This is a genomic window from Paucibacter aquatile, assembly GCF_002885975.1.
GTDB classification, from domain to species: domain Bacteria; phylum Pseudomonadota; class Gammaproteobacteria; order Burkholderiales; family Burkholderiaceae_C; genus Paucibacter_A; species Paucibacter_A aquatilis.
Map to the genome: position 1 here is coordinate 3,121,895 of NZ_POSP01000003.1, position 13,465 is coordinate 3,135,359.

At 67.3% G+C, this 13,465-nt stretch carries 13 protein-coding genes; 1 reads left to right on the plus strand and 12 read right to left on the minus strand.

Annotated features, from left to right (window positions below; genetic code table 11):
• Positions 1-207: 207 nt before the first annotated feature.
• A complete protein-coding gene (locus C1O66_RS16555; protein ID WP_102768895.1) occupies positions 208-1,578 on the minus strand; it encodes a TAXI family TRAP transporter solute-binding subunit in 1,371 nt (456 codons plus the stop codon).
• Between the two features lie 188 nt (positions 1,579-1,766).
• Between C1O66_RS16555 and C1O66_RS16560 the strand changes: the two genes are divergently transcribed.
• A complete protein-coding gene (locus C1O66_RS16560; protein WP_102768896.1) occupies positions 1,767-2,861 on the plus strand; it encodes a hypothetical protein in 1,095 nt (364 codons plus the stop codon).
• A 38-nt stretch (positions 2,862-2,899) separates the two neighbouring features.
• On the opposite strand, the gene C1O66_RS16565 is transcribed toward C1O66_RS16560, so the two are convergent.
• From C1O66_RS16565 to C1O66_RS16615, 11 genes are all read right to left on the minus strand, one after another.
• Entirely contained in the window at positions 2,900-3,478 is a 579-nt protein-coding gene (locus C1O66_RS16565; protein WP_102768897.1) for a PEP-CTERM sorting domain-containing protein, read from the minus strand.
• 98 nt (positions 3,479-3,576) lie between these two features.
• On the minus strand, positions 3,577-4,569 hold the full coding sequence (locus C1O66_RS16570) for a branched-chain amino acid ABC transporter permease (protein WP_102769699.1): 993 nt from the start codon (positions 4,567-4,569) through the stop codon (positions 3,577-3,579).
• A gap of 127 nt (positions 4,570-4,696) precedes the next feature.
• On the minus strand, positions 4,697-5,584 hold the full coding sequence (locus tag C1O66_RS16575) for a branched-chain amino acid ABC transporter permease (protein WP_102768898.1): 888 nt from the start codon (positions 5,582-5,584) through the stop codon (positions 4,697-4,699).
• A 42-nt stretch (positions 5,585-5,626) separates the two neighbouring features.
• Positions 5,627-6,835, minus strand: a complete 1,209-nt coding sequence (locus tag C1O66_RS16580; RefSeq protein WP_207795972.1) for an ABC transporter substrate-binding protein — start codon at positions 6,833-6,835, stop codon at positions 5,627-5,629.
• 41 nt (positions 6,836-6,876) lie between these two features.
• Positions 6,877-7,584, minus strand: coding sequence for an ABC transporter ATP-binding protein (locus tag C1O66_RS16585; RefSeq protein WP_102768899.1), 708 nt, complete (start codon positions 7,582-7,584; stop codon positions 6,877-6,879).
• A 103-nt stretch (positions 7,585-7,687) separates the two neighbouring features.
• Positions 7,688-8,458, minus strand: coding sequence for an ABC transporter ATP-binding protein (locus C1O66_RS16590; RefSeq protein ID WP_102768900.1), 771 nt, complete (start codon positions 8,456-8,458; stop codon positions 7,688-7,690).
• A 120-nt stretch (positions 8,459-8,578) separates the two neighbouring features.
• Positions 8,579-9,430 carry an alpha/beta fold hydrolase gene (locus tag C1O66_RS16595; RefSeq protein WP_102768901.1) on the minus strand — a complete coding sequence of 284 codons (852 nt, stop codon included), beginning with the start codon at positions 9,428-9,430 and terminating at the stop codon, positions 8,579-8,581.
• On the minus strand, positions 9,427-10,551 hold the full coding sequence (locus C1O66_RS16600; RefSeq protein ID WP_102768902.1) for a branched-chain amino acid ABC transporter permease: 1,125 nt from the start codon (positions 10,549-10,551) through the stop codon (positions 9,427-9,429). Before C1O66_RS16600 ends, C1O66_RS16595 begins: the two co-directional genes overlap by 4 nt.
• 20 nt (positions 10,552-10,571) lie before the next feature.
• Positions 10,572-11,534, minus strand: coding sequence for a branched-chain amino acid ABC transporter permease (locus C1O66_RS16605; protein WP_243392889.1), 963 nt, complete (start codon positions 11,532-11,534; stop codon positions 10,572-10,574).
• 100 nt (positions 11,535-11,634) lie between these two features.
• A complete protein-coding gene (locus C1O66_RS16610) occupies positions 11,635-12,432 on the minus strand; it encodes an ABC transporter ATP-binding protein (protein ID WP_102768904.1) in 798 nt (265 codons plus the stop codon).
• Positions 12,429-13,202, minus strand: coding sequence for an ABC transporter ATP-binding protein (locus C1O66_RS16615; protein ID WP_102768905.1), 774 nt, complete (start codon positions 13,200-13,202; stop codon positions 12,429-12,431). The genes C1O66_RS16610 and C1O66_RS16615 overlap by 4 nt, the downstream gene beginning before the upstream one ends.
• Positions 13,203-13,465: the final 263 nt, after the last annotated feature.

Genomic DNA, 13,465 nt, shown 5'->3' on the forward strand with positions numbered 1-13,465 from the left:
AGGCGATGCCTTGGCAGTGTCGCATGCAGGGGGATGTGCCCGACCGGGTTGCATGAAGGTCTGTCGGCACGATCATTTGCGACGTCATGTCCAGGGTTCGAAGGCAGGCGCGGGAGGGTTTTTGGATGAGCGATGCAGCATCGACACCCCCAGGCGGATCCGCCCGCCCGAGCATGCCTAGCGAAACTCGTCCCTGCCGCTGAGGGCTCAGGCCGCCAGCGTTTGGGTTTCAGCCTGCCGCTCGCGCGTGCCTGGGTTGCCGGCCGGGCTTTCGCGCAGGCGCATGCGCACCAGCTGGATGTCGCTTTGCAGCTCGAAGAACAGGTCGGAGTGGCGCGAGGGAACGCCCAGCTGCCGCACCCTGTCGCTCAAGGCATCAAGCTCGTTCAGCAGCGCGGCGGTTTCGTCTGCATCGAGGCGGTGCTGCAGGCGCGCTTCCAGCGCCCGCAGCTGGCGGTAGGGCAGGTGCAGGCGCTCGCGGATCCACCAGCGGTACAGGCGCGGCGCGTAATTGAAGATGGGAAAGAACAGCGCCGCGGCCGACAGCAGCAGGGCCGCCAAACGCTCCACCTGCACGGCCATGGACAGGGGCAGCAGGCGTTGCAAGAAGCTCGGGCCCTGCTTGTAGTAGCGCAGGGCCGCCGGGGCCATGGGGTACTCGGGGTCGCTGCTGAGCGGGAACTCGCCGGCGCGCTGGAACAAGCCGGCCTGGCCATGCTCGGCCACCAGATGGCGCGTCAGCAGCTGCACCAGATCGGGGTGCAGGTCCTCGCGCACCAGCACGGCATTGGTGGTGGCCAGCAGCTCGATATCGCGCATGGGCTTGTTGTGCTCCAGATCGATGGCGCCTTGCGGCAGCACCAGGCGCACCAGAAAACTCAGGTGCCGGGTGATGGCCTCGGCCTGGCGCAGGCTCAGCAGCTGCACGCGCGGATCGTGCAACAGGCGCTGCACCAGGGGCGAGTCGGCGGCAAAGGCCATGAAGATGGCGTCGACCTGGCCGCTCAGGAGGGCCTCGGCGGCAGCCTCGCCGGCCAGGGGCAGCAACTGGGCATTGCCGGCCGAGATGCCGTGCAGCTTGAGCACCTGGTCGGCCAGCACCCGGGTGCCGCTGTCTTGCGGGCCCACGGCCAGACGTCGCTGCTTGAGCTGGGTCAGCGTGTCGAAGGGCACCTCGGCACGGTGGAAGATCCACAGGATCTGGTGGTTGATGCGGCCCAGCGAGACCAGGCCGGGGCTGCGCTGCGCGTTCGAGACACCGCCCTGCACAAAAGCCAGGTGCACGCCGGAGCCGGGATCGGCCAGCAGGCGCAGGTTCTCGACCGAGCCTTGGCTGGATAGCAGGGTCGAGCGGATGTGCTCGGCCTGCAAGGCCTGCTGGTAGCGTTGGCCGAAATGCTCGTATGCCCCGCCCTTGAAGGCCGTGGCAATGCCCACCTGCTTGGGCGGCGCCGGCATGGCGTGGGCCAGCAACAGCCACAGCGCGGCCAGCAGGACCAGAAACAAGGCCAGGGCCTGGTGGGAATAGCGCAGACGAAAGCTCGGGCGCAGGGGCATGCGGACGGAGGGGCGGTGCATGGTCAGAGCGACTTTTTGGGAACGCGCAGTATCCGACCCACGACCCCACCCGGCCTGCCATGGCTGGCCCTTCGTGCGCAATGCGCGCAAGCGGCCGCGCAGCGCTGGCTATGCTGCGCGACACCGGTTTCGCGAGCCCGCCGCCCAGACTCTGTCGCGGAGACCCAGCCCTGCCAGGAGACTTACGCATGCCCGAGAGATTCGCAGATGACGATGCTGGCCTGACGCGGGCCGTGTGGAGCAGCGGTCACAAGCGCCGGCTCGGCGCCGGCCTGCTGTGGGCGGCCTTGGCCACCCTGGGCAGCTGGCCGCTGAATCCGGCCGCCGCGGCGACGTTGCCACCCGCAGCCGCGCCACCGGCGCAGCGCCTGCGCTTCGAATACCACAGCAGTTTCCTGATGAATCTGCACCACTTCCTGCTCGATGCCTCGCGCCGCAGGGAGGCGCTGCCGCCCGAGCAGGCCGCCTGCACACTGGAAGAAGGCGAGCACACCGCCTTGAACCAGGCACGCGATTTTTACGCAGGGCAGTTTGAACGACGCCACCCTTTGTTTGACGAGGGCCTGTCCGCCATCAAGCAGGCCTTGCGCCAGGCCGATGACGGTCGGGTCCGGGCCCAGGGTCTGGAAGGTGTGCCGGAGCCGCTGGCGCAGCAGCTCGATGCGGCGGCGCCCGGCTACCGGCGCTGCATCTGGCCGGCGCATGAAGCCAGCAACCGGCGCTGGATCGAGCAGGCCCAGGCGCTGGACGCGCGCTTCGGTGCTGCCGTGCAGGCGCGGCTGGAGCGGCAGCTGACCCAGACCTTCACGCGCCAGCCGCTGCGCACCGATCTGGTGTGGGCGACTGGCTCCCGCGAGGGGGCTTACAGCAGCGACGAACCCGAGCATGTGGTCATGCCCAGCGGGCGCAGCGATTACCAGGGCGATGCGGCGCTGGAGATGCTGTACCACGAGGCCAGCCATGTCGGGGTGATGCGCCCCCTGTTCCTCAGCATGGCGGAGGCCCTGAAGACCACGCCGCGCCCGAACGCCCAGCAGCTCTGGCATGCCCTGCAGTTCTACACCGTCGGCCTGGCGGTGCAGGAGGTGCTGCGCCAGGACGGTGGGCGCGAGTACACGAGCTATGCCGAGCGGGCCGATCTCTACCGCCTCGCCCGCTGGCAGCATGCCTTACCGGCCATCCAAGCGCATTGGCTGCCCTGGCTGCGCGAAGGCCGGCCGGCCTTTGCGGATGCGGTGGAGGCCCTGGTGCGCGCCTTGCCACAGCAAGCGCCGGCAGACTGAGCCGGCACCGATCCGGCCCCCGGAGGGGTCTGCGGTGCTCAGCGTCGGCGCAGGCCTGCGCTTGCCGCCGCTGCGGCGAGCAAGGCCAGCAGGATCAGCTGGGCGCTGCCGGGCTCGGGTACCGGGTTGCCGGTGTAGGGCGTTTGCAGCAGCAGGCCGGTGCCGTAGAAGCCGATGCCAATGCCAAAGTCCGGCGTGCCGGCCAAGGTGGGTGCGCTGATGCTCGCGCCTTTGCCGATGGAGCTGTAGTAGGTCAGGCTGCCATCAGGCCAGGCGATGGCTTCCGCAAGGTCGACTGCGTCGAACTGGTAGTCACTGCCCTCGATTGCGCGCAGCCAGCCCGCGACCGGGTTCAAGCCATCACCGAAGCCGGCCAGCTGCACCTGGAAGGCGGCGATCGGGGGCGTGCCACTGCCATCGCCGAGGTCTTGCAGGGTGACGATGCCGCCCTGTCGCGGGTCGACCTGGCCGAAGTACAGCGCCCAGTTGGACAGCTGCACCACGCCGGCCTGGGCTGCACCCAGGGCGGCCAGGCCCAGCGTGAGTGCGCAGCCCAGCTGGCGGGCGCGGCGAAGTGCGCGATCAGAACCAAGAACTTGGTGGGTGGTGAAGAACATGAAGCAGCTCCTGTGTGGCGGGGCGGTGTGCCCCACTGATGGGATGCTGCCGCGGCACAGAAGCTCAGCCCCCTGTTCGCGGGGGGAGCGATCTTCGGTCAGCGCCCGGCTGGTGCCTGCCGCCGCTCCCACCAGGCCAGGGCCTCGCCGACCAGGCCGCGGCGGAAGGCCAGCACGCAGACGATGAAGATCAGGCCCGTCACCAGGCTGACCGATTCACCCAGACCGTTGAACCAGGAAATGCCCGAGACATCGGCCAGGGCCTTGCCCAGATCGCCGATCTTGTTCTCCAGCGCGATGATGACCAGGGCACCCAGCATGGGCCCGACCAGGGTGCCCATGCCGCCAACCAGGGTCATCAGGATGACCAGGCCCGAGGTGGTCCAGACCGCGTCGGTCAGGGTGGCGAAGCCCAGCACCAGGGTCTTGGTGGCGCCGGCCAGGCCGGCCAGCATGGCCGAGAGCACAAAGGCCAGCAGCTTGAAGCGGTCGACGTCGTAGCCCAGCGAAATCGCGCGCGGCTCGTTCTCGCGGATCGAGGTCAGCACCTGGCCGAAGGGCGAGTGCACGGTGCGGTAGATCACCCAGAAGCCGGCGATGAAGAGTCCCAGCACCACGTAGTAGAGGCTCAGGTCGTTCGCCAGTTCTATGCCCAGGAAATGGCCGCGCGGCACCGATTGCAAACCGTCCTCGCCGCCGGTGAAGGGCGCTTGCAGAAAGAAGAAGAACAGCATCTGGCTCAGGGCCAGGGTGATCATCGAAAAGTAGATGCCGGTGCGGCGAATCGCCAGCAGGCCGAAGACCAGGCCCACGCCGCCGGCCGCCAGCATGCCGAACAGCAGGCCCAGCGGCGTGGGCAGGCCCCAGACCTTGAGTGCATGGCCGGCGCCGTAGGCGGCCGTGCCGAGAAACGCCGCATGGCCAAAGCTCAGCAGGCCGGTGAAGCCCACCAGCAGATTGAAAGCGCAGGCGAACAGGGCGAAGCACAGCACTTTCATCACGAAGATGGGGTACACGCCCAGGGCCGGCAGCAGGGCGATGGCGCCGAACAGCAGGCCGTAGCCCAGAAGAGGGTGGTGGTGTCGGTTCATGCTCATGGGGAACTCGTGGCGCTTTCCGAGAGAAACGGGACGAGCCCAGCGAAGGCCGGGGATCCGGCTTTGCCGGTCCCACGGGCTTGCCCCCTTGAGGGGGCGCGCGAAGCGCGTACGGGGTGGGTCATTTCTCTTTTCCGAAGAGACCGGCGGGGCGGACCAGCAGGACCAGGGCCATGACGACGAACACCACGGTGCTGGACGCCTCGGGGTAGAAGACCTTGGTCAGACCCTCGACCAGGCCCAGGCCCAGGCCCGTGAGGATGGAGCCGAGGATGGAACCCATGCCGCCGATCACCACCACGGCGAAGACGACGATGATGAGGTTGCTGCCCATCAGCGCCGTCACCTGCAGGATGGGTGCGGCCAGCACGCCGGCAAAGGCGGCCAGGGCCACGCCGCCGGCATAGGTCAGGGTGATCATGCGCGGCACATTGATGCCAAAGGCCTGCACCAGCTTGGGGTTCTCGGTGCCGGCGCGCAGGGTGGCGCCCAGGCTGGTTTTCTCGATCAGGGCCCAGACCGCCAGGCAGACGGTGATGGAGGCCACCACCACCCAGGCGCGGTAATTGGGCAGCACCATGAAGCCCAGGTTGGTGGCGCCCTGCAAGGCCTCGGGCACCGCGTACTGCTGGCCCGAGACGCCGTAGAAGCTGCGGAAGATACCCTCCATCACCAGGGTGATGCCGAAGGTCAGCAGCAGGCCGTAGATGTGGTCGAGCTTGTACAGCCATTGCAGCAGCAGGCGCTCGATCAAGATGCCCAGCACACCGACGAGCAGCGGCGCCAGCAACAGCATCACCCAGTAATTGAGGCCCAGGTACTCCAGCCCCATCCAGGCCAGGAAGGCGCCCATCATGTAGAGCGCGCCGTGGGCGAAGTTGATGATGTTGAGCATGCCGAAGATCACGGCCAGGCCCAGGGACAGCATCGCGTAGAACGAGCCGTTCACCAGGCCCAGCAGCAGCTGGCCCAGGAGGGCGGGCAGGGGGATACCGAAAAAGTCCGTCATGTTCTGGGCCTGTCTGCGCTCATGCTCAACAACTCGCGTGCCTTATTTCTTCACCGCCGGGCACTTCGAGTCGGCCAGCTTGGTAAAAGCTTCCTCACCGGGGATGCGCGTCACGACCTTGAAGTAATCCCAGGGCTCCACGGAGTCCTTCTGCGACTTGACCTGCAGCAGGAACATGTCGTGGACGAAGCGGCCGTCTTCCTTGCGGATCTGGCCCTTGGAGAAGAAGTCGTTGATGGGCGTGGCCTTCATCTGCGCGATCACCTTGTCGGCGTCGTCGGTCTTGGTGGCTTCCACGGCCTTGAGGTAGTTCCAGGTGGCCGAGTAGTCGGCCGCCTGCAGCGAGGAGGGCATGCGCTTCATCTTCTCGAAGAAGCGGCGGCTCCAGGCGCGCGCCTCGGGCGTCTGGTTCCAGTACCAGCTGTCGGTCAGGTACATGCCTTCGGTGGTCTTCAGGCCCAGCGAGTGGATGTCGTTGATGAACATCAGCAGACCGGCCAGCTTCATGGTCTTGGTGACGCCGAACTCGTTGGCGGCCTTGACGGCATTGATGGTGTCGCCGCCGGCATTGGCCAGGCCCAGGATCTGTGCGCCCGAGCCCTGGGCTTGCAGCAGGAAGGAGGAAAAATCGCTGGCATTGAGCGGGTGCTTGACGCTGCCCACCACCTTGCCGCCGCTCTTGGCCACCACCGCGGCCGTGTCGGCCTGCAGCGAGGCGCCGAAGGCATAGTCTGCGGTCAGGAAGTACCAGCTCTTGCCGCCACCCTTGGTCACGGCCGCGCCCGTGCCGTTGGCCAGGGCCACGGTGTCGTAGGCGTAGTGGATGGTGTAGGGCGAGCAGTCCTCATTGGTCAGGCGGGCGGAGCCGGCGCCGATGACGATGAAGGGCTTTTTCTTCTCGGCCGCGATCTTGGCCATGGCCAGGCTGGCGCCCGAGTTGGTGCCGCCGATCAGCAGGTCCAGGCCTTGGGTGTCGATCCACTCGCGGGCCTTGCTGGCGGCCACATCGGCCTTGTTCTGGTGGTCGGCAAAGATCACCTCGATCTTCTTGCCCGCGACCATGCCCTTCATATCGGCCACGGCCATCTTGATCGCCTCGACGCCACCGGCGCCGTCGATGTCGGCGTAGACGCTGGACATGTCGGTGATGATGCCGATCTTGATCACATCGCCGGAGATCTGGGCCTGGGCGGCGCCGGTGCAGGCCAGCAGGCTGGCCAGGGCGAGATGCTTGATGCGGATGGTGTTCATGGACGGTCTCCTTCGTTGGAATCGATCAATCGATCAAAAGCTCACACACTCAACAATTCGTCCAGCTTGGCCTGCTGTGCGGCCAGCTCGGAAGCGGGGAAGGACGCCACCACCTCGCCATGCTCGACGACGATGAAGTGGTCAGCCAGCGGCGCGGCAAAGCGGAAGTTCTGCTCCACCATGACGATGGTGAAGCCCTGGGCCTTGAGCGTGGTGATCATGCGGGCCAGGGCCTGCACGATCACCGGGGCCAGGCCTTCGGAGATCTCGTCCAGCAGCAGGATGTCGGCGCCGGTGCGCAGGATGCGGGCCACGGCCAGCATCTGCTGCTCGCCGCCCGAGAGCCGGGTGCCGGGGCTGTTCCGGCGCTCGGCCAAGTTGGGGAACATCTCGTAGATCTGCGCCTCGGTCATGGGCGTGGCCCGTCCACCGCTGAGGCGCGGCGGCAGGCGCAGGTTTTCCTCGGTCGTCAGCGAGGCGAAAATGCCGCGCTCCTCCGGGCAGTAGCCCAGGCCCAGGTGGGCGATGCGGTGGGTGGGCAGGGCGATGGTTTCCTCGCCGTGCACGCGGATCGAACCCTGGCGCCGCCCGGTCAGGCCCATGATGGCGCGCAAGGTGGTGGTGCGGCCGGCGCCGTTGCGGCCCAGCAGAGTCAAGACCTGACCCCGCTGCACGGACATGTTGATGCCGTGCAGGATGTGGCTCTCGCCGTACCAGGCATGCAGGTCGCGGATCTCCAATGCATTCATGTCAGCCCCTCGTCCGATGAGACCATCGGCCGATCCCCCGAGGGGATGCGGGCCCGCTTGGGGCGGCCCGGCGCTGGGCCCGAAAAGTTGCTAGACATCGTCATCAATGTGCTCCCTGCAACTCGGTCGCCTCGGTGCCCATATACGCCTCCAGCACGGCGGGGTGGCGCGAGACTTCGGCGTAGTCGCCCTCGGCCAGCACCGAGCCGCGCGCCAGCACGGTGATGCGGTCGGCAATGGTGCTGACGACCTTCATATTGTGTTCAACCATCAGCACGGTGCGGCCCTCGGCCACGCGTTTGATCAGGGCGGTGACACGGTCCACATCCTCGTGGCCCATGCCCTGGGTTGGTTCGTCCAGGAGCATCAGCGCCGGCTCCATGGCCATGGTGGTGGCGATCTCGAGCGCGCGCTTGCGGCCGTAAGGCAGGTCGCCGGCTTTGAGGCTGGCCATCTCGCGCAGGTCCACCAGCTCCAGCAGGGCGAGCACGCGCGCGTCCAGCTGCTTCAGGCCCGTCAGGCCCTTCCAGAAATGGAAGCTGGTGCCGGTGAAGCGCTGCAGGCCGATGCGCACGTTCTCCAGCACCGTCAGATGCGGGAACACCGCCGAGATCTGGAAGCTTCGGATCACGCCGCGCCGGGCGATCTCGGCCGGCCGCTCGCCGGTGATGTCCACCCCGTTGAACAGGATCTGGCCGCGCGTCGGTTCCAGGAACTTGGTCAGCAGATTGAAGCAGGTGGTCTTGCCCGCCCCGTTGGGGCCGATCAAGGCATGGATGGCGCCGCGCGCGACTTGCAGGTTCACCCCGTCCACGGCGGTGAAGCCTTTGAAGTCCTTGCCCAGACCTCGCGTTTCAAGAATCAGTTCGCTCATCGTCAGACGTTCGCCGGTTCATTCAGGGTGGGGTCGATTCGAGCGTAGCAGCAGCGCATGTCCGCTGGTGCATCGGCCGGTGCTGCTCTGCTGCGTAGATACCCGCATGTCCGACTGCGCTCATGCCTGTATCCCGTCAGCGCGCAGGAAGCGCTCCACGAGATTCAGTTGCTCCGGCACATTGAGGGCCGGCGCATGACCGCAGCCGGGGATGGTGACCACGGCCGCGGCCGGGCCGCGTTCGCGCATGGCCTGCACCGTGCTTTCCAGCAGCAGGTCGGAATGCTCGCCGCGCAGGCACAGCACGGGCAGGGCCAGGCTGTCCCAGGCGTCCCAGAGCAGGTAGTCATCCGGGTGGTGGGTGAACTGCAGGGCCATGGCCGGGTCGTAGTGCGGGGTGACACGGCCATCGGGCAGGCGGCGTACCGAGGTCTCGGTCAGCTGCCGCCACTGCGCATCGCTGAGCCAGCCATAGGGTTCGTAGACCTTGCGGAAGTACTGCTCCAGCTCGCTGACGGTGGCAAAGGCCGCAGGCTGGCCGGCGTAGCTGCGGATGCGCTGCAGCGCTTCCTCGGCCAGCTGCGGGCCGTTGTCATTGAGCACCAGGCGGCGGATGCGGCCGCGCAAGCGCGTGGCCGCCGCCAGCGTGCCGATGGCGCCGCCCATGGAGGTGCCAACCCAGTGGAAGTCCTTCAGGCCCAGCTGGTCCACCAGGGCCGTGGCCTGCTGCACATAGAACGCCAGGCAATACTCGGTGGCCGGCGCCGGGCTCCACTCGGAGAGGCCGCGGCCCAGGGTATCCGGGCAAATGACGCGGTAATGCGTGGACAAGTGGCGGGCCAGCTCGTCCATGTCGCGGCCGGTGCGGGCCAGGCCGTGCCAGGCGATCACGCATTCGCGGTGCTCGCTGCCCCATTCGGTGTAGTGCAGCTCGCGGCCTTCGCAGCGCAGGTAGTGGGAGCTGGGGTTCATGATGAGGACACCTCCGCCGATGTGGCTGTCTGCTGGTGAGCCCGCAGTGCCGCCGCCAGGCGCAGGCGCCCGACGATGCCGCTGGGGAAGTGGTACACGGCCAGCACGAACAGAATGCCCAGCCAGAGCAGCCAGCGGTCCGGCGACACCAGCTGCGAGAGCACAGGCACGCCCTGCAGCGCGCCTTCGCCCAGGCGCAGCAGGTCTTGCAGATAGTTCTGCGCCAGCACAAACACCAGGCTGCCCAGCACCGCGCCGTAGATGGTGCCCATGCCGCCGATGACGACGATGAGCAGGATGTCCAGCATGATCTCGAAGGACATGGCCGTGTCCGGCCCGGCGTAGCGCAGCCAGATGGCGAGCAAGGCGCCGGCGCTGCTGGCGAACAGGGCGGCCAGCACATTCGACAAGGTGCGGTAGACGACGGTGCGGTAGCCGATGGCCTCGGCCCGGAACTCGTTCTCGCGGATGGCTTGCAGCACGCGGCCAAACGGCGAGTTGACGATGCGCAGCAACAGCAGCACCAGGCCCAGCACGGCGAAGAACAGCAGGTAGTAGCTGAGCAGGCGGCCGTCAATCGTCACGCCCAGCAGCGGCTCTTCCAGGTACTCGGTCGAAGCTTGCAGCGCGGCGGGCAGCTTGAAGTTCAGGCCGTCCTCGCCGCCGGTGAAGTCGGACAGCTGCGAGGCCAGGGTCAGAAAGGCCGAGGCCACCGCAAGGGTGATCATGGCAAAGAAGATCGCCTTCACGCGCAGGCTGAAGAGCCCGATCACTAGGCTCAGCAGCAGGGACAAGGCCAGGCCGGCCGCCCAGCCCGTGGCCAGCGCCGGCCAGCCCGCGCCCATGCGGCTGCTGGCGATGGCAATGCCGTAAGCGCCGATGCCGAAGAACATGGTGTGGGCAAAGCTGACGATGCCGGTGTAGCCCAGCAGCAGGTCGTAGCTGGCCACCAGCACGATGAAGACCAGCACCTTCGCCGCGACATTGAGAGCCTTGGTCGAGGGGAAGATGAAGGGCAGCAGGGCCAGGCCCAGCACGCTCAGGCTCAGCAGCAGGGCCAGCCAGCGGCTGCGCGGCAGGTCGTGGGACAGGAGGTTCTTGAGGGAGAAGGAGGAATGCATGGCTTGAGGTCCCTGGCTGTTCAACGCTGACCCAGCGGATACAGGCCTTGCGGCCGCCACATCAGCACCGCCACCATCAGGCCGATGTTGGAGAACAGGGCCAGCTTGGGCGCGAGGAAACCGGTGTAGTTGGCCAGCAGGCCCACCAGCAGGGCGCCGACCAGGCAGCCCACGGTGGAGCCCAGGCCGCCGATGATGATGACGATGAAGATCAATACATTGACCTGTGCGCCGATCTGCGGCGTTACGCCTTGCTGGTACAGGCCCCACATCACGCCGCCCAGGCCGGCCAGGGCCGAGCCGCCGACGAAGACCGCCACAAAGAGGCGCCGCACGCGGTAGCCCAGGCTCTCGACCATCTCGCGGTCCTGCACGCCGGCGCGGATCAAGAGGCCCAGCTTGGTGCGGTTGAGCAGCCAGAGCAGGGCCAGCAGCACGGCCAGGCCAGTCAGCACGGCGACGATGCGGAACTTCTCCACCGCCGCCTCGCCCAGCAGCAGGGAGCCGCGCAAACCCTCGGGCAGGGGCAGAGGAATCATCTGCGCGCCCCAGACCACCTTGAGCAGCTCCTCGCCGATGATCATGCCGCCCATGGTGATGAGGATCTGCTTGAGGTGCAGGCCGTAGGCCGGCCGCACCAGCACGCGCTCGAACAGCAGGCCCACCGCGCCCGCCACCGCCATGCCGGCGCTGCAGGCCACGGCCACAGCGAAGAGATTGGCCCCCAGGTGAGGCGTCTCGGTGAAGCTGCTCATGGCGCCCAGCACTGTGGTGGCCATGAAGGCCCCGAGGGCGATGAAGACGCCGTGGCCGAAGTTCAGCACATCCATCAGCCCGAACACCAGGGTCAGGCCCGAGGCGATGATGAAGATGATCAGGCCCATGGCCAGGCCGGCGATGGTCAGCGTCAGCCAGGTGCTGCCGCTGCCGATCAGGGGCAGGGCCAGCAAGGGCAGGGCGGCCAGCAGCCAGAGCGGCCGCATGTCGAAGCGGGCCTTGGGGATGGCGGCGGCATCCGCCGCGGCAGGGAGGGTGCTCAGGGTCTCAGCTTGTGTGCTCATTCGGCCGGTCCTCATTTTTCTTTTACTGATGAGCCGCCAGGCTCAGGCCCAGCAGGCGCTGCTGCAGGGTCTCGTCCTCGGCCAGGGCCTGCATGGCGCCGGCGTGGACCACGCGGCCGTTGTCCATCACCGCGACCCGGTCGCCCAGGGCGCGGGCCACCATGAAGTTCTGCTCGACCAGCAGCACGGTGGTGGGGGCCTGGCCTTGCGCGCCGCCGCGCTTGAGTTCACGCAGCGCCTCGATCAGGTTCAGGATGATGGCGGGCGCCAGGCCCTTGCTGGGCTCGTCGATCAGCAGCAGGCGGCGCGGTTCGATCAGAGCGCGGGCGATGGCCAGCATCTGCTTTTGCCCGCCGCTGAGCTTGCCGGCCGGGTAGAGCCAGAACTTCTTGAGCGCCGGGAAGTGGCCGAACAGCCAGTCCAGGCGCTGCCCATCCAGCTCGCTCAGGCGGCGCGCGCCGCGCGCGGCCAGCAGCAGGTTCTCGGCCACGCTGAGGTCGGCAAAGATGCCCATGTTCTCGGGCACATAGGCAATGCCGCGCTGGGCGATCTCGGGTGTTTGCGCCGGCTCGCGCGGGCTGCTGGCGCTGATTTGCTGGCCGTCGAAAGCGATGCGTCCCAGGCTGGCCTGCCACAAGCCCATGATGGTGCGCAGGGTGGTGCTCTTGCCCGCGCCATTGCGGCCCAGCAGCATGGTGACCTGGCCGGCCGGCACCTCCAGGTCCACGCCGTGGAGGATGTGATACGCGCCGATGTGGGTGTGCACGCCCTGCAAGGTCAGCAGCGATGGAGCGCTATGGATTGTCGTATTTGCATTCATGTGCGGGCATCCTCCATCTCATCCGCAGGCAGCGCCGCGCCCAGGTAGGCGTTCTGCACCACGGGCGAGGCGATCACGGCGGCCGGTTCGCCGTCGGCCACCAGCTGGCCGTTGTGCAAGACGATGATGCGGTCGGCCAGCTCGCGCACCACATCCATCTTGTGCTCGACCAGCAGGATGGTGTGCTGGCCCTGGGCTTTCAGCTCGCGGATCAGGTCCAGCACCACGGGCACTTCGTCCACGCTCATGCCGGCGGTCGGTTCGTCAAACATATAGACCTTGGGTTGCAGGGCGATCAGCAGGGCCACTTCGAGCTTGCGCTGGTCGCCGTGCGGCAGGCTGGCGGCCGTGGCCTGGGCGCGCGTTTGCAGCCGCACGCGCTCGACGATGGCCATGGCTTCGTCGATCAGGTCCTGGTGCTGCAGCCAGACCGAGAACATGCGCAGGCCCAAGCCCCGCCGCGCCTGCACGGCCAGGCGCACGTTCTCCAGCACGCTCAGATGCGGGAACAGCTGGGTCAGCTGAAAGGCTCGACCCAGGCCCAGTCGGGTGCGGGCCGGTGCGGGCAGGTTGGTCAGGTCGAGGCCGTCCAGCCAGACGCTGCCGCTGCTGGCTTTCAGCTGGCCGGAGATCAAGTTGAAATACGTGGTCTTCCCGGCGCCGTTGGGGCCGACGATGGCGGTCAGGGTGCCGGGCTGGAAGGTGCAAGAGACCGCGTCGACGGCCTTGTGTCCGCCGAAGTGGATGGAGAGGTTCTTTGTTTCAAGCACGGTGGTGCTCCGGGAATTCTTTTGAGTTAGAGCGCTGGAAGCTCGGCTACTGCGCGGCCCTTGGACGTCGTTGCGGGTCCTCCCACAGATCCTCACGTAGCGCTGCTACGTCCCGGTCTGTGGGTCCCCCCGCCTCGGCCAGAGGCCTCGTCCTTCGGCAGGCACCAACAGTCCTCAGGACTGTTGGTGTCCGGCCTCAGCGCCTAGCCCAAGGATCGTTCTCGGTGAGTGGCGTGGCGGACGCCAAAAGCTTGTTGTACTGA